This is a genomic window from Paenarthrobacter sp. TE4293, from assembly GCF_050435325.1.
In the GTDB taxonomy this organism is placed as follows: Bacteria; Actinomycetota; Actinomycetes; order Actinomycetales; family Micrococcaceae; genus Arthrobacter; species Arthrobacter nitroguajacolicus_C.
In genome coordinates this window covers 109,649-129,412 of sequence record NZ_JBNJRY010000003.1, presented here as the reverse complement: position 1 = coordinate 129,412, position 19,764 = coordinate 109,649, and the positions used below count along the sequence as shown (strand labels likewise).

Here is a 19,764-nt window from a genome sequence, read left to right as displayed (position 1 = left end):
CACGCGCAGCAACCATGGCTCTGATCAGAGTCGGGTCAACGACTTTGCAAGGTGAGTGAGGACCAGGTGACCGAAACAGCTGCCAGCAGCTCGAAGGGCCGTCCCGCCAAGAAAGCCGATCGCGGCTTCTTCGCCCGTATTGCACTCTTCGTCCGTCAGGTCATCGGCGAACTGAAGAAGGTCGTTGCTCCTACCCGCAAGGAACTGATCAATTACACGCTCGTGGTGCTGGTGTTCGTGGCCATCATGATGCTCATCGTCACCCTTCTGGACCTGGCCTTCGGCACGGGAGTCAGCTGGGTCTTCGGTGGGTCAGGGGCTACGGACCGCTAAGCGGATCTGTCCGCAAACTGTGTGAAATTCCTTGGTACATCGGGGATTTTGCGGGGTTTGCGGAATTGAGCCATTTAAATAGGCATGTTAGGCAATGAGGAAGCAGGAGACCAAGTGTCTGAGCAGGAGCTCGAGGTAAACGAGACTGAGCTGGAAGAGCCCGCTGAAAGCACGGACGACGCCGCAGCTGAGGCTGCGGAAGAGTCCGAGGTTGATTCCGCTGCGCCCGAATCTGCCGACGCCGACGATTCCGAAGAGGACTTCGAAGGTGACGTGGACGACGAGTCTGATGACGCGTCCGGCGATGTTGCTGGCGAAGACGACGCTGCGGAAGAGTCCGACGGCGACGACCTGGCAGCCGCTGCTGCTGCAGCACCGGCTGATCCGGCTGAAGAATTCAAGGCCAAGCTGCGCCGCCAGGAAGGTGACTGGTACGTCATCCACTCCTACGCTGGTTACGAAAACCGCGTGAAGGCCAACCTTGAGACCCGCATCCAGACCTTGGACATGGAAGATTACATCTTCGAAATCCAGGTCCCCATGGAAGAGGTCGTCGAGATCAAGAACGCGCAGCGCAAGGTGATCAACCGCGTTCGCATCCCCGGCTACGTCCTGGTCCGCATGGACCTGACGGACGCTTCCTGGGGCGCCGTCCGGCACACCCCGGGTGTCACCGGCTTCGTGGGCAACGCCCACAACCCCGTGCCGCTGCGCCTTGACGAGGTCTTCTCCATGCTTGCCCCGGTCTTCGAAGAAGAGCAGGCGGAGCAGGGCAAGCCCGTCAACAAGCAGAACCAGGCCCCCGTGGCCGTCGACTTCGAGGTCGGCGAGTCGGTCATCGTCAAGGAAGGCCCGTTCGAGACCCTCCCGGCAACGATCTCCGAGATCAAGCCCGAGTCCCAGACCCTGGTGGTCCTGGTTTCGATCTTCGAGCGCGAAACTCCGGTGACGCTCGCATTCAACCAGGTCACCAAGATCTAGCTGATTCCAAAATTTCGCTCCAGTCCTGCCTGCTTAGCAGTTCGGGAGCGGCCGGCCGCCTCGCCATGGCGGCCAAAAACCTGGGACGCGCTCCTGTGTCCCAGGAAGCTATTGAGAGAAGGACCCTACATTGGCTCCCAAGAAGAAGGTCACCGGCCTCATCAAGCTGCAGATCCAGGCAGGTGCCGCTAACCCGGCCCCGCCGATCGGTCCTGCGCTTGGCCAGCACGGTGTCAACATCATGGAATTCTGCAAGGCGTACAACGCTGCAACGGAATCCCAGCGCGGAAACGTTATCCCGGTGGAAATCACGGTCTACGAAGACCGTTCCTTCACCTTCATCACCAAGACCCCGCCGGCTGCAGAGCTCATCAAGAAGGCTGCAGGCGTCGCCAAGGGTTCGGCTACCCCGCACACCGTCAAGGTTGCCAAGCTGACCCAGGCACAGGTCGAGGAAATTGCTTCCACCAAGATGGAAGACCTCAACGCCAACGACATCAAGGCTGCTGCCCTGATCATCGCAGGCACCGCCCGTTCCATGGGCATCACCGTAGAAGGCTGATTCCAGCTTTCTACCCGCCGGGCAACCGGCATCTGAAACATTTGAAATGTCGCAGGATCCTTGCCGGATCCACGACTGTGGCAGGGCCCAGCGCGGTCCGCAGACCACAACTGCACAAGGAGAAACAGCAGCATGGCAAAGCGCAGCAAAGCATATGAGGCAGCCGTAGCCAAGATCGAGGCAGACAAGGTCTACGCCCCGATCGAGGCCATTAACCTCGCGAAGGACACCAACCCTTCCAAGTTCGACGCAACCGTTGAGGTCGCTTTCCGTCTGGGCGTTGACCCGCGTAAGGCCGACCAGATGGTTCGTGGCACCGTCAACCTGCCGCACGGCACCGGTAAGACCGCCCGCGTCCTCGTTTTCGCAACCGGTGACAAGGCTGAAGCAGCAATTGCTGCCGGCGCCGACTTCGTTGGTTCCGATGACCTGATCGAAAAGATCGCAGCCGGCTGGACCGACTTCGACGCCGCAGTGGCAACCCCTGACCTCATGGGCAAGGTTGGCCGCCTCGGTAAGGTCCTCGGCCCGCGTAACCTCATGCCGAACCCGAAGACCGGCACGGTTACCCCGGACGTCACCAAGGCTGTCAACGACATCAAGGGTGGCAAGATCGACTTCCGCGTCGACAAGCACTCGAACCTGCACTTCATCATCGGCAAGGTTTCCTTCGACGCCAACAAGCTGGCCGAGAACTACGCAGCTGCACTGGAAGAGGTGCTTCGTTTGAAGCCGTCCGCTTCCAAGGGCCGCTACATCCAGAAGGCTACCGTTGCCACCACGTTCGGTCCGGGCATCACCGTTGACCCGAACGTCACCAAGGTTCTCACCGACGCGTAAGCTTCGCGAGCACTGGCTCTGATAAAAGGACCGTCCGGCTTTGCCGGGCGGTCCTTTTTCTTGCCCGATCCCGTGCTTGGCCTGTTCGCAGCCGATGGTGGGCCGTAGGCTGTGGTGCGTGTCGTCGTCGAACTCTTCCGTCCATGGCGGGTTGTCCATAGAACAGATAGCCGTCCCCGCAAATCCTGATGCTGCCGGCGCGTCGGACTTCACAACCTTCCATGAACTGATCGTTGCCCATCAACTGGAGCTCTGGGGAAACCAGGACCGTAGCCCCACCTTGGCCGAATCGGTCCTTTTCTGGCAGGGCAATCCCTATGAAGAACGGCGCGTCTTCCTTGCCCGGTTTGATGGCGCGGTGGTGGGAAGCGGCACGCTAACCCTGCCGCTGAGTGAAAACACGACGACGGCGGGTGTGGACGTCGTTATCGCCGCGCCTTTTCGCCGGCGCGGCTTCGGGAGCAGGATCCTCGAGGTGCTGGAGGAGCAAGGACGCGGGGATGGGCGCAGGTCTTTTGACGCCTACTGCGAGGAGCCGTTGGCCCCGGAGGGTACTCCAGTGCTGGAGGCGAAGTCCGGCACCGGTGGTGTCCCGCTGGAATCCGCTTCCACCCGCTTTGGCCTTCATCACGGGTACTCGCTGGAACAAGTCGAAACCAACAGCACGCTGCCCTTACCCGCCGAAGAGGCGGTTCTGCGTGAACTCGATACCCAGGCAACAGCGCGGGCTGACGGGTATGGCGTCATCACCTGGCAGGACCGATGCCCCGATGACCTGGTGGACGTCTTCGCCAGGCTCAAGAGCCTCATGAGCACAGAAGTGCCCATCGCGGGGCTCGGCTGGGAGGGCGAGGAATGGGATGCGGCCCGGGTGCGCCAGGAGGAAAGCACCTGGAAGGCAAGCGGCGTTGAATCCGTGGTAGCGGTGGCCCGCCATGACGCAACGGGTGAGTTGGCCGCCTATACAGTCCTTACCCATCGTGCTGCACTGCCGGCGGTGATCTACCAGGAGGATACGTTGGTGGCCCCCGGACATCGTGGACACCGCTTGGGAATGCTGGTTAAAATCGCCAATTTGCGCCGTGCGGTGGAGCTGTGGCCGGACGCCACGTCGGTCATGACATGGAACGCCAATGAAAACCAGCATATGCTGGCCATAAATATCGCCCTTGGATTCAAGCCTTCCGGCTTTGAAGGCGAATGGCAGAAACGGCTGGGATGACTGTAGACGAGGCTAAGACCGTTCACGTCGAGCAGTTATGGGTGCCCGACACCCTGGACAGCCCCGACGCCACCGATTTCCTGGACGCCGTGGAAGTCGGCCGCCGGGTTCGCATGGAAACGTGGGGGAGCGACGACCTCGCCTACACACCCCTGGAGAAGCTGCTTGAGTTCTCCGACCCCTATGAGCGCCAGATCATCCTGGTGGCCAAAGTGGACGGCGTGATCGTGGGCACGGTGGACATCGCCCTGCCCTTGGCCGACAACATGGACCTGGCCGAATTCACGTTGGACATCCTGCCCGAATACCAAAGCCAGGGCGTCGGGCGCCAATTGCTTGAGGCCGCTGAGCAATTGGCCCGGGCAGAGGGCCGCACCATGATCCTGGTGGACACCAACCATCCGGCAACGTCGCTGACCGAGGTACCCGAGGACCAGCTGATTCCCGGGAGCGGGGCGGGTTTTGTCCCCGTCAGCAGCCGGGAGGTGGACTTTGCGAAGCGCGCCGGCTACACCCTGCAGCATATTGAGCAGTTCAGTTCCTGCGTGCTTCCGCTCGATTCGAAGCTGGTGGGCGATCTTCAACTCGAGGCCGAGGAAGCCAACGGTGGCCGCTATACCCTGCACCACTGGACTGACCGCTGCCCGGAACCTTGGCTGGAGGCTGTGGCCGCGTTGGAGAATGCGGCCGGTGAGGTGGTCCGCGACGAGGGCGAGGATGAGGCCCCCGAAGTTGAGGCCAGTGGCATGGTGTTCGATCCCGTTGTCCTGCGTGAAACAGAAGACGCCGCCCTGGCGCAGGGACGACGCACGGTGGTGACCGCCGTCGAGCATGTTGAGAGCGGCAGGCTGGTCGGCCTGACCACCATCAGTGTTCTGGCACACCGCCAGGACGTGGTGTTCCAGGACGACACGCTGGTCCTCCAGGAACACCGGGGCAACAAGCTCGGCCTGCTGATCAAAGTAGCCAACATGGAACGGCTCAGCGAGCAGTTCCCTGACGCACGGGTGATCTATACATGGAACGCACCCGAAAACCGCTACCTCCTCACCGTGAACAAGCAGCTGGGATTTACGACGGCGGGGGTCACCGGCCTCTGGCAGAAGGAACTTCCCGGACGGGGCAAGGACACGACGTCGTCGGACTAGTCCAGTGGCCGATTTGGTTTGGGGAACACTCTCCCGTAACCTTGAAGTACCAAAGACCGTCGGTTGATGGGAATCCACTCTTTCGAGCGCAGCTCAATTCTGTAGCTACGCCCTTGAGATTTCAGTGAATTCCTTGACGAAGGACCCTGAACATAGGGCGGCCGGCGCAGGTGAACGAAGCTAGCTCCACGGATCAGTCTGTGTTGAGCCAAGCCCCGTGCATCTGCGCGGGGCGTTTTTAGTTTTAGCTCTTGTGAGCGGGGACCCGGAAGACCGGCTTTATTCCCCGGAAGGAGGGTTATGACAACGCCTAGCAAGATCTCCGCAGTTGCAGAGATCACCAACGATTTCAAGGAATCGAACGCGGCTGTCCTGACCGAATACCGCGGGCTCACTGTTGCACAGCTCAAGGAACTGCGTGTTGCGCTCGGCCAGGACACCAAGTTCTCGGTCGTCAAGAACACCCTGAGTGCCATTGCAGCCAAGGAAGCTGGAGTTGAAGCATTCAACGATCAGCTCGCCGGCCCTACTGCAATCGCCTTCATCAAGGGTGACGCTGTTGCTGCTGCCAAGAGCCTGACGGACTTTGCCAAGGCCAACAAGCAGCTGGTTATCAAGACCGGCGTCTTCGAAGGCAAGGCATTGGACGCAGCAGGAGTTGCCGCACTGGCAGCCCTCGAGTCCCGCGAACTGCAGCTTGCACGCGTTGCTGGTGTCCTCAAGGCTCCCGCATCCGCTGCTGCACGCATCATCGATGCCCTGCGCCTCAAGCTTGAAGAAGAGGGCGGCGCACCTGCACCGGCCGCTGAAGAAGCTCCGGCTGAAGAGGCTGCTTCTGAAGAGGTTGCGGCTCCGGCCGAAGCCGCTGAAGCTGCAACCGAAGAGAACTAAGTTCTCCCCCAATCAAACTCTGGTGCATGGAACGGCCTGGTCCGGATCTGCACCAACTAATGGAAGGACGCCACCATGGCGAAGCTCAGCAACGAAGAGCTCATTGAAGCTTTCAAGGAACTGACCATCATCGAGCTCTCCGAGTTCGTCAAGCTCTTCGAAGAGACCTTCGAAGTTACGGCTGCTGCTGTTGCAGTTGCTGGCCCCGCTGCCGGCGGTGCTGCTGAAGCTGCTGAAGAGAAGACCGAATTCGACGTCGTTCTCGAAGCTGCTGGCGACAAGAAGATCGCAGTGATCAAGGAAGTTCGCGCTATCACCTCCCTCGGCCTCAAGGAAGCCAAGGACCTGGTTGACGGTGCACCGAAGGCTGTTCTCGAAGGCGCCACCAAGGAAGCCGCAGAGAAGGCAAAGGCTCAGCTCGAAGAAGCTGGCGCAACGGTTACCCTCAAGTAACTCGTCTTGCTTGTGGAAGCCCCGCCCCGTTCCGGCAAGGAACCGGGCGGGGCTTCCTGCGTTAAAGGCAACGCAGGGTCACTTAGGGCCCAATATTCTCCTCGGAATGGGCCGTAAGAGACCCCGCGTTGCTATTGAAGGGGTTCGCTGATGTCTGCCACGACGGCCCCGAGTGCGGCGGTCAGGGCATCGGCGTCCACAAAGGCACTGCGGCCGTGCGCGCCCGCTCCCATGGAGATGCGGCGCCCGGTAATGGTGGCGTCGGCGTACACAGGCCACGGGGTGGTGCTGCCCAGCGGGGTGATGGTTCCGCGTTCATAGCCGGTGGCAGCCAGTGCGACGTCGGCGTGGGGGAGCGAGAGCTTGTTGACACCCACCAGGGCGCGCAGCTTCGGCCAGGAGATCTGGCGGTCCCCGGGGATCAGGGCGAACAGGAAGCTCCCGTCGCGGTGCTTGACCACCAGGGACTTCACGATGTCCGCCGGGCTGATGCCGAGGATGCCCGCGGCCTCTTCCAGGCTGCGGGCCGCCGGACGCTCGACGACGTCAACGTCCAGTCCGCGGGCGGCGGCGTCGGACAAGAATCTCTCCGCGCCGTCCTTCACAGCGTCATTCACGTCGTTTCCCATCGGTTGCCGGAATCCTCAGTCGCGGTACAGCAGGAGTGCTTCGCCCTGGCCGCCGCCACCGCACAGCGAAACAGCGGCCTTGCCCGTTCCCCGGCGCTTGAGCTCGTGTGCTGCGTGCAGTGCGAGCCGCGCGCCGGATGCCCCGATCGGGTGGCCCAGGGCAATGGCTCCACCGTGGATGTTGCACTTCTCCAACGGATAGCGCAGGTCCTTCAGCGACTGGACGGCTACCGAGCCGAAAGCCTCATTGATCTCAATGAAATCCAGGTCCTCCGCGGTCCAGCCGGCCCGCTTCAGTGCTTGGGCAATCGCGTTCGACGGTTGGGAATGCAGCGAATTGTCGGGCCCGGCAACCTGGCCGGGTTTTCCCACGACGGCCAGGTAATCCAGGCCGTTGTCCTTGGCGAAGCGGCGGCTGGTCAGCACCAGTGCGGAGGCGCCGTCGGACAGGGGAGAGGAGTTGCCGGCGGTAATGGTGCCGTCGGTGGCGAATGCGGCCTTGAGCGGGGCCAAGGTTTCCACCGTGGTGTTGGGGCGCACGCCCTCATCCGTGGTGAGGACCAGCGGATCACCCTTGCGCTGCTTGACGCTCACTGGAGCAATTTCGACGTCGAAAGTTCCGTCTGCGATGGCGGCAGCGGCGCGCTGGTGTGAAGCAGCGGCCACCTCATCCTGCGCTTTTCGGTCGATGCCCAGGGTGACGTTCTTGGTTTCGGTAGACAATCCCATGGACTGTCCGTCGAAAGCGTCCGTCAGGCCATCATGCGCGGCGACGTCCAGGGCCTGGATGGAACCGTAGGTCCAGCCCTGCCGGGATCCCGGCAGGAGATGGGGAGCGCGGGTCATCGATTCCTGGCCACCGGCCACCACCACCGTGGCGTCGCCGCTGCGGATCATCCGAGCCGCATCAATGACGGCCGTGAGACCGGACAAGCACACCTTATTGATGGTTACCGCAGGGATATTCCAGCCAACGCCCGCGGCGATGGCGCTTTGGCGGGCCGGGTTCTGGCCTGCCCCCGCCTGGAGGACCTGGCCCATGATGACGGCGTCCACCTGTTCTGCTTTGACGCCGCTGGCTGCCAGGGCCCCGGTGATGGCGTGCGCGCCGAGGTCGACGGCGGTGAAACCCGCCAATTGGCCGTTGAGCCGGCCCTGTGGGGTGCGGGAAGCGGCGAGGATGACAACGTCATTGTCGTCAGCGGAGTTGGTCATGGTCTCTCTTCCGATCCGGGAGTGGTGTAGCAAGGCTATCGCGGAGCGTGCGCCAGCCTACCCTTTCAACGGTCGTGCCCGCCCCGGCATTCCATCGCGGGGAGCCCTGGCCGCCGGTACTGACACACTGGCTGCTGAGGTGCCGGATGAGGTGCCGCTTAGGTGCCTGCAGCAACGGTGCTTGCAATCACGGACAATCTGGGGTAGACAGGAAGGCTGCTTTGCCGTATTGTAGATATTTGCGTCTTCCCTGTTAACCTTCAGCCTTCATATAGCGGTGGGCTTTACCTCTCAGCTGCGCCATTGACGTGCCCGTTCCTTAACGTGCACAGACAGTGAGCGGACTGGGTCCGGGTCATATAGCGGAACCGGAATAAGTATCCTGCGGAGCACTCTGCGGGATGCAAACGGGGGAGATCTGAAAACGCCTGAAGGTCTGTGGAAGGATCCCTCTTGGTCGCCTCGAGCACCTCTAATAACGAAACCGCTAACACGGCAAGCACCGATGGTGCCACCCGCCGCCTCTCATTCGCAAAGATTCACGAACCGCTTGACGTTCCGAATCTTCTCGCCCTGCAGACCGACAGCTTTGACTGGCTCGTCGGAAACGAACGCTGGCAGGCGCGGGTAGCGAAGGCTGTCGAGGAGGGCGACCTCAGCGTCGCCACCACCTCCGGACTTGCCGACATCTTCGAAGAGATCTCCCCCATCGAGGACTTCCAGGGCACTATGTCCCTGAGCTTCTCCGAGCCGGAGTTCGCTGATCCGAAGTACACCATGGCCGAATGCAAAGACCGTGACGCCACGTACTCGGCACCGCTGTATGTCAAGGCCGAGTTCATGAACAACAACACGGGCGAAATCAAGCAGCAGACCGTGTTCATGGGCGACTTCCCCCTCATGACTGAAAAGGGAACGTTCGTCGTCAACGGCACCGAGCGTGTCGTTGTCTCCCAGTTGGTCCGCTCGCCGGGCGCCTACTTTGAGCGCACCGCCGACAAGACCAGTGACAAGGACATCTTCACTGCGAAGATCATCCCGTCCCGTGGTGCTTGGTTCGAACTCGAAATCGACAAGCGCGACCAGGTCGGCGTTCGCCTCGACCGCAAGCGCAAGCAGTCGGTCACCGTTCTCCTGAAGGCCCTCGGTTGGACCGAAGGCCAGATCCTGGAAGAGTTCGGCCAGTACGACTCCATGCGCGCAACGCTGGAGAAGGACGCCACCGAGACCCGCGAAGACGCGCTTCTGGACATCTACCGCAAGCTGCGTCCGGGCGAGCCGCCCACAGTCGAGGCTGCCCAGTCACTGCTGGACAACCTGTACTTCAACGCCAAGCGCTACGATCTTGCCAAGGTTGGCCGTTACAAGATCAACCGCAAGCTCGGCATCGACCGCTCCCTTGGTGACAAGGAAGCATCGGTCCTGCACGTTGAAGACATCGTTGCCATGATCAAGTTCCTCGTCGCGCTTCACGCCGGCGAGAAGACCCTCATGGGCAAGCGCGACGGCGAAGACCACGAGCTTCGCGTCGACGTCGATGACATCGACCACTTCGGCAACCGTCGCATCCGCGCCGTCGGCGAATTGATCGAGAACCAGGTCCGCACCGGTCTTTCCCGCATGGAACGCGTCGTCCGCGAACGCATGACCACGCAGGACGTCGAGGCCATCACGCCGCAGACGCTGATCAACATCCGTCCCGTTGTTGCAGCCATCAAGGAGTTCTTCGGAACGTCCCAGCTGTCGCAGTTCATGGACCAGAACAACCCGCTCTCTGGTCTGACCCACAAGCGCCGCCTGTCGGCACTTGGCCCGGGTGGTCTGTCCCGTGACCGTGCAGGCATGGAAGTCCGAGACGTTCACCCGTCCCACTACGGACGTATGTGCCCCATCGAAACCCCTGAAGGCCCGAACATTGGTCTGATCGGTTCGCTGGCATCCTACGGCCGGATCAACCCGTTCGGCTTCATCGAGACGCCGTACCGCCTGGTGTCCGAAGGCGTCGTTTCCGACGAGGTCCAGTACCTCACGGCTGACGACGAAGCCGAGGTCCTGATTGCACAGGCCAACGCTCCGCTGGATGCTGACAAGAAGTTCTCCGAAGAGACCGTTCTTGTCCGTGCCCGTGGTGGTGGAGGCGAGCCTGTGCTGGTTCCCGCCGCAGACGTTCAGTTCATGGACGTTTCCCCGCGCCAGATGGTGTCCGTGGCTACGGCCCTGATCCCGTTCCTCGAGCATGACGATGCAAACCGCGCACTCATGGGTGCCAACATGCAGCGCCAGGCCGTGCCGCTGGTCCGTTCCGAGGCTCCTTTCGTGGGCACCGGCATGGAGCGCGCAGCAGCCGTCGACGCCGGTGACGTTGTCATCGCCAAGAAGGCAGGTGTGGTCACCGAGGTTTCCGCCGAACTGGTTGTCATGATCAACGACGACGGCACCGAGACCAACTACCGCATCAACAAGTTCGCCCGTTCCAACCAGGGCAACTGCTACAACCACCGTGTCCTGGTCAACGAAGGCCAGCGCCTGGAAGTCGGCGGCATCATCGCTGACGGTCCCGCAACGGACCAGGGTGAGCTCGCCCTCGGTAAGAACCTCCTCGTGGCGTTCATGTCATGGGAAGGCCACAACTTCGAGGACGCCATCATCCTGTCCCAGCGCATTGTTGCTGAGGACGTTCTTTCCTCCATCCACATCGAGGAGCACGAAATTGATGCCCGCGACACCAAGCTTGGTGCCGAGGAAATCACCCGTGACATCCCCAACGTGTCCGAGGAAGTCCTTGCAGGCCTTGACGAGCGCGGCATCATCCACATTGGTGCCGAGGTTGAAGCCGGCGACATCCTGGTCGGAAAGGTCACCCCTAAGGGTGAAACCGAACTGACCCCGGAAGAGCGCCTTCTCCGCGCGATCTTCGGTGAGAAGTCCCGCGAAGTCCGCGACACCTCCCTGAAGGTGCCCCACGGCGAGTCCGGTACGGTCATCGGCGTCCGCGTCTTCGACCGCGACAACGACGACGAACTGCCCCCGGGCGTGAACCAGCTGGTCCGCGTCTACGTTGCAGCCAAGCGTAAGATCACCGACGGCGACAAGCTCGCCGGCCGTCACGGCAACAAGGGTGTTATCTCCAAGATCCTCCCGATCGAGGACATGCCCTTCCTTGCAGACGGTACCCCGGTGGACATCGTCCTGAACCCGCTGGGTGTTCCGGGTCGAATGAACGTTGGACAGGTCCTGGAAACCCACCTCGGTTGGGTTGCCAAGACCGGTTGGAAGATCGAAGGCGAGCCTGAGTGGGTCAAGAACCTGCCCAACCTGCCCCGTGAAACCGGCCAGACCACTGTTGCCACCCCGGTGTTCGATGGCGCCCGTGAAGAAGAAATCACGGGTCTGCTTGACTCCACCAACGTGACCCGCGACGGCGACCGCCTGATCGATTCCTCCGGCAAGACCCGTCTGTTCGACGGCCGCTCCGGCGAGCCGTTCCCGGACCCGATCTCCGTCGGTTACATGTACATCCTGAAGCTCCACCACTTGGTGGACGACAAGATCCACGCGCGCTCCACCGGCCCGTACTCCATGATCACCCAGCAGCCGCTGGGTGGTAAGGCCCAGTTCGGTGGCCAGCGCTTCGGTGAAATGGAAGTGTGGGCGCTCGAAGCTTACGGTGCCGCCTACACGCTTCAGGAACTCCTCACGATCAAGTCGGATGACATCCATGGTCGTGTGAAGGTCTACGAAGCCATCGTCAAGGGCGAGAACATCCCTGAGCCTGGCGTTCCCGAGTCCTTCAAGGTCTTGATCAAGGAAATGCAGTCGTTGTGCCTGAACGTGGAAGTTCTTTCCACGGACGGAACCACGATCGAAATGCGTGACTCTGATGACGCAGTCTTCACGGCTGCGGAAGAACTGGGCATCGATCTGTCTCGTGCAGAGCCCAGTTCCGTAGAAGAGGTTTAGCAGCGGTTCCGGCGGGCAGTGTTAAGGCACCGTCCGCCGGAGCAGCTCCCTCTTCCCGTAACCAAGACTTCAGAATTTAGAGAACAAGAGAGAACAGGGACCATATGTCCAGCGAATCCTCCTTCGGCCTCATGCAGATCGGCCTCGCCACCGCGGAAGACATCCGCGGATGGTCTTACGGTGAGGTCAAGAAGCCGGAAACCATCAACTACCGCACGCTCAAGCCCGAGAAGGACGGCCTCTTCTGCGAGAAGATCTTCGGCCCGTCCCGCGACTGGGAATGCTACTGCGGCAAGTACAAGCGCGTCCGCTTCAAGGGCATCATTTGCGAGCGTTGTGGCGTTGAAGTCACCCGCGCCAAGGTGCGTCGTGAGCGCATGGGCCACATCGAACTGGCCGCGCCTGTAACCCACATCTGGTACTTCAAGGGCGTTCCCTCGCGCTTGGGCTACCTTTTGGACCTGGCACCGAAGGACCTTGAGAAGGTCATCTACTTCGCTGCTTACATGATCACCAGCGTTGACACCGAGAGCCGTCACGCTGAACTGCCGAACCTCCAGGTCGAGCACGACCTCGAGAAGAAGCAGATGGTCGACAACCGCGACAGCGACATCGCCACGATCGCCCGCGACCTTGAAGACGAGCTTGCCCGTCTTGAAGGTGAAGGCGCCAAGGCTGCCGACAAGAAGAAGGCCCGCGACTCTGCTGACCGCCAGATGGCCAACGTCCGCAAGCGTGCCGACGCCGACATCGAGCGCCTTGAGCAGGTTTGGGACCGCTTCAAGAACCTCAAGGTCGCCGACCTTGAAGGCGACGAAGGTCTCTACCGCGAGCTGCGCGACCGTTACGGTCTGTACTTCGAGGGCTCCATGGGTGCCGAGGCCATCAAGAAGCGCCTTGAGACCTTCGACATGCAGGCTGAGGCTGAGTCACTGCGCGATACCATCCAGAACGGCAAGGGCCAGCGCAAGACGCGTGCCCTGAAGCGCCTGAAGGTTGTCAACGCGTTCCTGACCACCAACAACAGCCCGCTCGGCATGGTTCTCGACGCTGTCCCGGTGATCCCGCCGGAACTGCGCCCGATGGTCCAGCTGGATGGTGGCCGCTTCGCGACCTCCGACCTCAACGACCTCTACCGCCGTGTGATCAACCGCAACAACCGACTCAAGCGCCTGCTTGACCTGGGTGCTCCGGAGATCATTGTCAACAACGAGAAGCGCATGCTTCAGGAAGCTGTTGACAGCCTCTTCGACAACGGTCGTCGTGGCCGTCCCGTCACGGGTCCGGGCAACCGTCCGCTGAAGTCCCTGAGCGACATGCTCAAGGGCAAGCAGGGTCGTTTCCGCCAGAACCTCCTCGGCAAGCGCGTTGACTACTCCGGCCGTTCGGTCATCGTCGTCGGCCCGCAGCTGAAGCTGCACCAGTGTGGTCTGCCCAAGCAGATGGCCCTGGAGCTCTTCAAGCCGTTCGTGATGAAGCGCCTGGTTGACCTCAACCACGCACAGAACATCAAGTCGGCAAAGCGCATGGTCGAGCGTTACCGTCCGCAGGTCTGGGACGTGCTGGAAGAGATCATCACCGAACACCCGGTGCTGCTCAACCGTGCACCTACCCTGCACCGCCTCGGCATCCAGGCCTTCGAACCGCAGCTTGTTGAAGGTAAGGCAATCCAGCTTCACCCGCTGGTTTGTGGCGCGTTCAACGCTGACTTCGACGGCGACCAGATGGCAGTCCACCTGCCGCTGAGCCCGGAAGCCCAAGCTGAAGCCCGCATCCTGATGCTGTCCTCGAACAACATCCTGAAGCCGTCCGATGGCCGTCCGGTGACCCTGCCTTCGCAGGATATGATCATCGGTCTGTACCACCTGACCACCAAGCGCGTCGGCTCTGCCGGCGAAGGCCGCATCTTCTCCTCGGTGTCGGAAGCCATCATGGCGTACGACGCCCGTGATCTGCACCTGAACTCCCAGGTCAAGATCCGCCTGGACGATTTTGTGCCCTACGCAGGGTGGGAAGCTCCGGAAGGTTGGGAGCCCGGTCAGCCGGCTCTCGTCCAGACCTCCCTGGGCCAGGTCATCTTCAACCAGACGCTGCCCGAGGATTACCCCTGGGTTGAGGCTGTTGCCGACAAGGGCGAACTGTCCCGGATCGTCAACGACCTCGCTGAGCGCTACCCGAAGGTTGTTACGGCGGCAACGCTGGATAACCTGAAGGACGCCGGCTTCTACTGGGCCACCCGTTCGGGTGTCACGGTTGCCATCTCCGACATCGAGGTGCCTACTTCCAAGCCTGCCATCCTGGCCGGTTACGAGAACATGGCTGCCAAGATCCAGGGCCAGTACGACAAGGGCCTGATCGACGACGACGAGCGTCGCCAGGAACTGATCGAAATCTGGAACAAGGCAACCAACGAAATCGCCCAGGCGATGCGTGACAGCCTGTCCCCGATGAACACCATCAACCGCATGGTGTCCTCCGGTGCACGTGGTAACTGGATGCAGGTCCGCCAGATCGCGGGTATCCGTGGTCTTGTGGCCAACCCGAAGGGTGAGATTATCCCTCGCCCGATCAAGTCCTCCTACCGCGAGGGCCTGTCGGTGCTGGAATACTTCATCGCCACTCACGGTGCCCGTAAGGGTCTGGCCGATACCGCTCTCCGTACCGCCAACTCGGGTTACCTGACCCGTCGTCTGGTGGACGTTTCGCAGGACGTCATCGTCCGCGAAGAGGACTGCGGTACCGAGCGCGGTCTGCTCACGCCGATCGCCGTGCCGGATTCCAACGGTGAGCTCGTCCTGGACGAGAACGTCGAGAACAGCGCCTACGCACGTACGCTGGCTGTCGACGTCGTCGATGCCCAGGGCAACGTCCTGGCTGCCGGCGGCACCGACTGCGGCGACGTCGTTATCGACCAGCTGCTGGCTGCAGGCATCACCGAGGTCAAGGTCCGCTCCGTACTCACCTGTGAGTCCAAGGTCGGTACCTGTGCACTGTGCTACGGCCGTTCGCTGGCCACCGGCAAGACCGTCGACATCGGCGAGGCCGTGGGCATCATTGCCGCACAGTCCATCGGTGAGCCCGGTACCCAGCTGACCATGCGTACGTTCCACACCGGTGGTGCTGTTTCTGCCGGTGGTGGCGATGACATCACCCAGGGTCTGCCCCGTATCCAGGAGCTCTTCGAAGCCCGTACTCCGAAGGGTGTCGCACCGATTGCTGAAGCAGCCGGCCGCATCACCATCGAAGAGTCCGAGCGCCAGATGCGCCTGGTCATCACTCCGGACGATGGTTCCGAAGAGATTGCCTACCCGGTGCTGCGCCGTTCCCGTCTCCTCATCGAGGATGGCGAGCACGTCAGCGTCGGCCAGAAGCTGATCAACGGTCCTGTGGACCCGAAGCAGGTTCTGCGCATCATGGGCCCGCGTGCTGCACAGAAGTTCCTTGTGGACGAAGTTCAGGGCGTTTACCGCAGCCAGGGTATTGGTATCCACGACAAGCACGTCGAGGTTATCGTCCGTCAGATGCTGCGCCGCGTGACCGTCATCGAATCCGGCGACTCCGACCTGCTCCCCGGTGAGCTTGCAGAGCGCGCCCGCTTCGAGGACGAGAACCGTCGCGTCGTATCCGAGGGCAAGTCCCCGGCTTCGGGTCGTCCGGAACTCATGGGTATCACCAAGGCTTCCTTGGCTACCGAGTCCTGGCTGTCGGCAGCTTCCTTCCAGGAAACCACCCGCGTCCTGACGCAGGCGGCCATGGAAGGCAAGAGCGATCCTCTGCTCGGCCTCAAGGAAAACGTCATCATCGGTAAGCTCATCCCGGCTGGTACGGGTCTGCCCCGCTACACAGAGGTCACTGTGGAGCCGACGGAAGAAGCGAAGGCAAGCCTGTTCACAGGCCCCAGCGCTTTCACCGACTTCTCCTATGACGCCCTGGGTGGCGACGGCGCTCCCGAGTTCCACGCCATCCCGCTGGATGACTACGATCTCGGCAACGACTTCCGCTGACGCGTGAGTTGATGCCTTAAGGTCAGGCCCCGCACTTTCGAGTGCGGGGCCTGACCCGTTAAAGCACCTTGAGCTGGGCGACCCGGGGGAGTGGAGGACGACGGCGGCAGCCGGGTTGCGCCGTCGTCCTTCATACACCCGATTAAGGCGCCAGATCAAGCCGTGCTAGACTTTTGGTAATTGTTCTGTGTGGCAGTGGATGAAGGCCGCCGCAGCATCATTTTGGTTTTGTTCTCATGGTGCTGGGTGGAGCCTGTTTCCGGGTTGCGGGCAACATGCGCAACGAATGCCGCACTTTTGCACGCCTACCGGAGTTTCGGCCGGCTGCACGAGCAACGCCAAAGTTCCCACGTTTACACCGGCTGGCGCCTGTGTGTGGGGGCAGAGATCAAACAACGGAGAACACGAAAGTGCCTACGATTAACCAGCTGGTCCGCAAGGGCCGCACGCCGAAGGTCTCCAAGACCAAGGCTCCCGCGCTGAAGGGCAGCCCGATGCGCCGCGGTGTTTGCACCCGCGTTTACACCACCACCCCCAAGAAGCCGAACTCGGCTCTTCGTAAGGTGGCACGTGTGCGCCTCAACGGTGGCGTAGAAGTTACCGCCTACATCCCCGGTGTTGGCCACAACCTCCAGGAGCACTCCATCGTGCTCGTCCGTGGTGGTCGTGTGAAGGACCTTCCGGGTGTCCGCTACAAGATCGTCCGCGGCGCACTCGACACCCAGGGTGTCAAGAACCGCAAGCAGGCCCGCAGCCGTTACGGCGCAAAGATGGAGAAGAAGTAATATGCCTCGCAAGGGTCCGGCCCCGAAGCGGCCGCTAGTTTCCGATCCCGTTTACGGCTCCCCGTTGGTCACGCAGCTGATCAACAAGGTTCTTGTCGACGGCAAGAAGTCCACCGCAGAGCGCATCGTTTACGGTGCACTTGAAGGTGCACGCGCCAAGTCCGGCGGCGACCCCGTTGCCGCTCTCAAGAAGGCCATGGACAACGTCAAGCCTTCCCTCGAGGTGCGTTCACGCCGTGTTGGTGGCGCTACCTACCAGGTTCCGGTTGAGGTCAAGCCGGGTCGCTCCACCGCCCTCGCTCTGCGTTGGCTCGTGGGCTACTCCAAGGCCCGCCGCGAGAAGACCATGACCGAGCGCCTCCAGAACGAAATCCTGGATGCCTCCAATGGTCTTGGTGCCGCTGTGAAGCGTCGCGAAGACACCCACAAGATGGCCGAGTCCAACAAGGCCTTCGCACACTACCGCTGGTAAAAACTTTCCGGACGCCGCCGGCTCACTGAGCCGGCGGCGAACGTGTAGTCCATCCGAAAGGGAGACCCCGTGGCACAGGACGTGCTTACCGACCTTAACAAGGTCCGCAATATCGGCATCATGGCCCACATCGATGCCGGCAAGACCACCACTACCGAGCGCATCCTGTTCTACACGGGTGTGAACCACAAGATCGGCGAGACGCACGACGGCGCTTCGACGACTGACTGGATGGAACAGGAAAAGGAACGCGGCATCACCATCACGTCTGCCGCCGTGACTTGCTTCTGGGACAAGAACCAGATCAACATCATCGACACCCCGGGCCACGTTGACTTCACGGTTGAGGTTGAGCGCTCCTTGCGCGTCCTCGACGGTGCAGTTGCAGTGTTCGACGGCAAGGAAGGCGTGGAGCCGCAGTCCGAGACTGTTTGGCGCCAGGCTGACAAGTACAACGTTCCGCGTATCTGCTTCGTCAACAAGATGGACAAGCTGGGCGCTGACTTCTACTTCACCGTAGACACCATCATCTCCCGCCTTGGTGCCAAGCCGCTGGTCATGCAGCTGCCCATCGGTGCCGAGAACGACTTCATCGGTGTTGTTGACCTCCTCGAAATGCGCGCCCTGGTTTGGCCTGGCGACGCTAAGGGTGACGTCACCATGGGCGCTTCCTACGAAGTGCAGGAAATCCCGGCGGACCTCCAGGCCAAGGCTGAAGAGTACCGTGCACAGCTCGTTGAGACTGTGGCCGAGGCTTCCGAAGAGCTCATGGAGAAGTACCTCGAAGGTGAAGAACTCACCCTTGAGGAACTGAAGGCCGGCATCCGCAAGATGACCATCAACTCCGAGCTCTACCCGGTGTTCTGTGGTTCTGCCTTCAAGAACCGCGGTGTCCAGCCGATGCTTGACGCCGTTGTTGACTTCCTGCCGAACCCGCTCGACGTCCCGCCGATGATCGGTCACGATCCCCGCGACGAAGAGAAGGAACTCACCCGCAAGCCGTCTGCAGACGAGCCGTTCTCGGCCCTCGCCTTCAAGATTGCTGCACACCCCTTCTTCGGTCAGCTGACCTTCGTCCGCGTGTACTCCGGTCACGTTGAAGCAGGCGCCCAGGTGGTCAACTCCACCAAGGGCAAGAAGGAACGTATCGGCAAGCTGTTCCAGATGCACGCCAACAAGGAAATGCCCGTTGAGGGCGCTACCGCCGGCCACATCTACGCAGCCATCGGTCTGAAGGACACCACCACGGGCGACACCCTGTGCGATGCCAACAACCAGATCGTCCTCGAGTCCATGAGCTTCCCGGAGCCCGTGATCTCGGTTGCCATTGAGCCCAACACCAAGGGTGACCAGGAGAAGCTCTCCACGGCCATCCAGAAGCTCTCCGCTGAGGACCCGACCTTCCAGGTCTCCCTCAACGAAGACACGGGCCAGACCATCATCGCCGGCATGGGCGAGCTCCACCTGGACATCCTGGTGGACCGCATGCGCCGCGAATTCAAGGTCGAGGCAAACGTTGGCAAGCCGCAGGTTGCTTACCGCGAAACCATCAAGCGCGCAGTCGAGCGTCATGACTACACGCACAAGAAGCAGACCGGTGGTTCGGGTCAGTTCGCTAAGATCCAGATCGCGATCGAGCCCATGGACACCGCTTCCGGCGAGTTGTACGCATTCGAGAACAAGGTCACTGGTGGCCGCGTTCCGCGTGAATACATCCCGTCCGTCGACGCTGGCATCCAGGATGCACTGAACGACGGCGTCCTGGCCGGTTACCCGGTTGTCGGCATCAAGGCCACGCTGATCGATGGCGCGTCCCACGATGTTGACTCCTCGGAAATGGCGTTCAAGATCGCCGGCCGTATGGCTTTCAAGGAAGCTGCACGCAAGGCGAACCCTGTTCTGCTTGAACCGCTGATGGATGTTGAGGTCCGCACACCTGAGGAATACATGGGTGATGTGATTGGTGACCTGAACGCCCGCCGTGGGCAGATGCAGTCCATGGAAGACGCAGCAGGTGTGAAGGTTATCCGTGCACACGTTCCGCTGTCCGGCATGTTCGGCTACATCGGTGACCTCCGGTCCAAGACCCAGGGTCGCGCTGTGTACTCCATGACGTTCAACAGCTACGCGGAGGTCCCGAAGGCAGTAGCCGACGAGATCATCCAGAAAACCCGCGGCGAGTAATCTCCCGGTAACGGATGCAATTCCGGTATCGGGAAGGCATCTAAGCGTATGAGGCGGGGCTGCGGCGAGAGCCGCGGCCCGGCCC

15 protein-coding genes are annotated in these 19,764 nt (G+C 61.5%); 13 read left to right on the top strand and 2 right to left on the bottom strand.

Annotation, left to right across the window (positions count from 1 at the left end; all coding sequences use genetic code 11):
* Window positions 1-51 precede the first annotated feature (51 nt).
* The 8 genes from secE (at window position 52) to rplL (ending at window position 6,430) form a co-directional block, all read left to right on the top strand.
* Window positions 52-333, top strand: coding sequence for a preprotein translocase subunit SecE (gene secE, locus QF015_RS06925; protein ID WP_024817604.1), 282 nt, complete (start codon window positions 52-54; stop codon window positions 331-333).
* 114 nt (window positions 334-447) lie between these two features.
* A complete protein-coding gene (gene nusG / locus QF015_RS06920; RefSeq protein ID WP_429387936.1) occupies window positions 448-1,314 on the top strand; it encodes a transcription termination/antitermination protein NusG in 867 nt (288 codons plus the stop codon).
* Between the two features lie 130 nt (window positions 1,315-1,444).
* A complete protein-coding gene (rplK, locus tag QF015_RS06915) occupies window positions 1,445-1,876 on the top strand; it encodes a 50S ribosomal protein L11 (RefSeq protein WP_011775609.1) in 432 nt (143 codons plus the stop codon).
* Between the two features lie 132 nt (window positions 1,877-2,008).
* The gene (gene rplA / locus QF015_RS06910; RefSeq protein ID WP_026539797.1) at window positions 2,009-2,716 is read left to right on the top strand and encodes a 50S ribosomal protein L1; all 708 of its coding nucleotides are present in this window, start codon (window positions 2,009-2,011) and stop codon (window positions 2,714-2,716) included.
* Window positions 2,717-2,834: 118 nt separating this feature from the next.
* On the top strand, window positions 2,835-3,938 hold the full coding sequence (locus tag QF015_RS06905) for a GNAT family N-acetyltransferase (RefSeq protein WP_429387933.1): 1,104 nt from the start codon (window positions 2,835-2,837) through the stop codon (window positions 3,936-3,938).
* On the top strand, window positions 3,917-5,086 hold the full coding sequence (locus tag QF015_RS06900; protein ID WP_429387932.1) for a GNAT family N-acetyltransferase: 1,170 nt from the start codon (window positions 3,917-3,919) through the stop codon (window positions 5,084-5,086). The genes QF015_RS06905 and QF015_RS06900 overlap by 22 nt, the downstream gene beginning before the upstream one ends.
* Window positions 5,087-5,386: 300 nt before the next feature.
* Window positions 5,387-5,977, top strand: coding sequence for a 50S ribosomal protein L10 (gene rplJ, locus QF015_RS06895; RefSeq protein WP_429387930.1), 591 nt, complete (start codon window positions 5,387-5,389; stop codon window positions 5,975-5,977).
* 75 nt (window positions 5,978-6,052) lie between these two features.
* Window positions 6,053-6,430: a 50S ribosomal protein L7/L12 gene (gene rplL, locus QF015_RS06890; protein ID WP_090817745.1), complete on the top strand. Its 378-nt coding sequence runs from the start codon at window positions 6,053-6,055 to the stop codon at window positions 6,428-6,430.
* 131 nt (window positions 6,431-6,561) lie between these two features.
* On the opposite strand, the gene QF015_RS06885 is transcribed toward rplL, so the two are convergent.
* Together QF015_RS06885 and QF015_RS06880 are read right to left on the bottom strand one after the other, a co-directional pair.
* On the bottom strand, window positions 6,562-7,059 hold the full coding sequence (locus QF015_RS06885) for an aminoacyl-tRNA deacylase (RefSeq protein WP_429387928.1): 498 nt from the start codon (window positions 7,057-7,059) through the stop codon (window positions 6,562-6,564).
* Window positions 7,060-7,074: 15 nt separating this feature from the next.
* A complete protein-coding gene (locus tag QF015_RS06880; protein WP_310206027.1) occupies window positions 7,075-8,274 on the bottom strand; it encodes an acetyl-CoA C-acetyltransferase in 1,200 nt (399 codons plus the stop codon).
* 453 nt (window positions 8,275-8,727) lie between these two features.
* Between QF015_RS06880 and rpoB the strand changes: the two genes are divergently transcribed.
* The 5 genes from rpoB (at window position 8,728) to fusA (ending at window position 19,679) form a co-directional block, all read left to right on the top strand.
* Window positions 8,728-12,234 (top strand): DNA-directed RNA polymerase subunit beta, encoded by a 3,507-nt coding sequence (gene rpoB, locus QF015_RS06875; protein ID WP_043471397.1) that lies wholly within the window; start codon window positions 8,728-8,730, stop codon window positions 12,232-12,234.
* 104 nt (window positions 12,235-12,338) lie between these two features.
* Window positions 12,339-16,238 carry a DNA-directed RNA polymerase subunit beta' gene (locus QF015_RS06870; RefSeq protein ID WP_261609402.1) on the top strand — a complete coding sequence of 1,300 codons (3,900 nt, stop codon included), beginning with the start codon at window positions 12,339-12,341 and terminating at the stop codon, window positions 16,236-16,238.
* A 410-nt stretch (window positions 16,239-16,648) separates the two neighbouring features.
* The gene (rpsL, locus tag QF015_RS06865; RefSeq protein WP_009358312.1) at window positions 16,649-17,023 is read left to right on the top strand and encodes a 30S ribosomal protein S12; all 375 of its coding nucleotides are present in this window, start codon (window positions 16,649-16,651) and stop codon (window positions 17,021-17,023) included.
* Window position 17,024: 1 nt separating this feature from the next.
* Window positions 17,025-17,495, top strand: a complete 471-nt coding sequence (rpsG, locus tag QF015_RS06860; protein WP_003803829.1) for a 30S ribosomal protein S7 — start codon at window positions 17,025-17,027, stop codon at window positions 17,493-17,495.
* 69 nt (window positions 17,496-17,564) lie between these two features.
* Complete coding sequence (gene fusA / locus QF015_RS06855) at window positions 17,565-19,679, top strand: elongation factor G (RefSeq protein ID WP_026539805.1); 2,115 nt, start codon at window positions 17,565-17,567, stop codon at window positions 19,677-19,679.
* The last annotated feature ends 85 nt before the right edge of the window (window positions 19,680-19,764 follow it).

Coding starts and splice junctions, on each gene's coding strand:
- QF015_RS06900 (WP_429387932.1), top strand. CDS start 3,917: ATGGCAGAAACGGCTGGGATGACTGTAGACGAGGCTAAGACCGTTCAC.
- rplA (WP_026539797.1), top strand. CDS start 2,009: ATGGCAAAGCGCAGCAAAGCATATGAGGCAGCCGTAGCCAAGATCGAG.
- rplL (WP_090817745.1), top strand. CDS start 6,053: ATGGCGAAGCTCAGCAACGAAGAGCTCATTGAAGCTTTCAAGGAACTG.
- rplJ (WP_429387930.1), top strand. CDS start 5,387: ATGACAACGCCTAGCAAGATCTCCGCAGTTGCAGAGATCACCAACGAT.
- QF015_RS06870 (WP_261609402.1), top strand. CDS start 12,339: ATGTCCAGCGAATCCTCCTTCGGCCTCATGCAGATCGGCCTCGCCACC.
- QF015_RS06885 (WP_429387928.1), bottom strand. CDS start 7,059: ATGGGAAACGACGTGAATGACGCTGTGAAGGACGGCGCGGAGAGATTC.
- rpsG (WP_003803829.1), top strand. CDS start 17,025: ATGCCTCGCAAGGGTCCGGCCCCGAAGCGGCCGCTAGTTTCCGATCCC.
- QF015_RS06880 (WP_310206027.1), bottom strand. CDS start 8,274: ATGACCAACTCCGCTGACGACAATGACGTTGTCATCCTCGCCGCTTCC.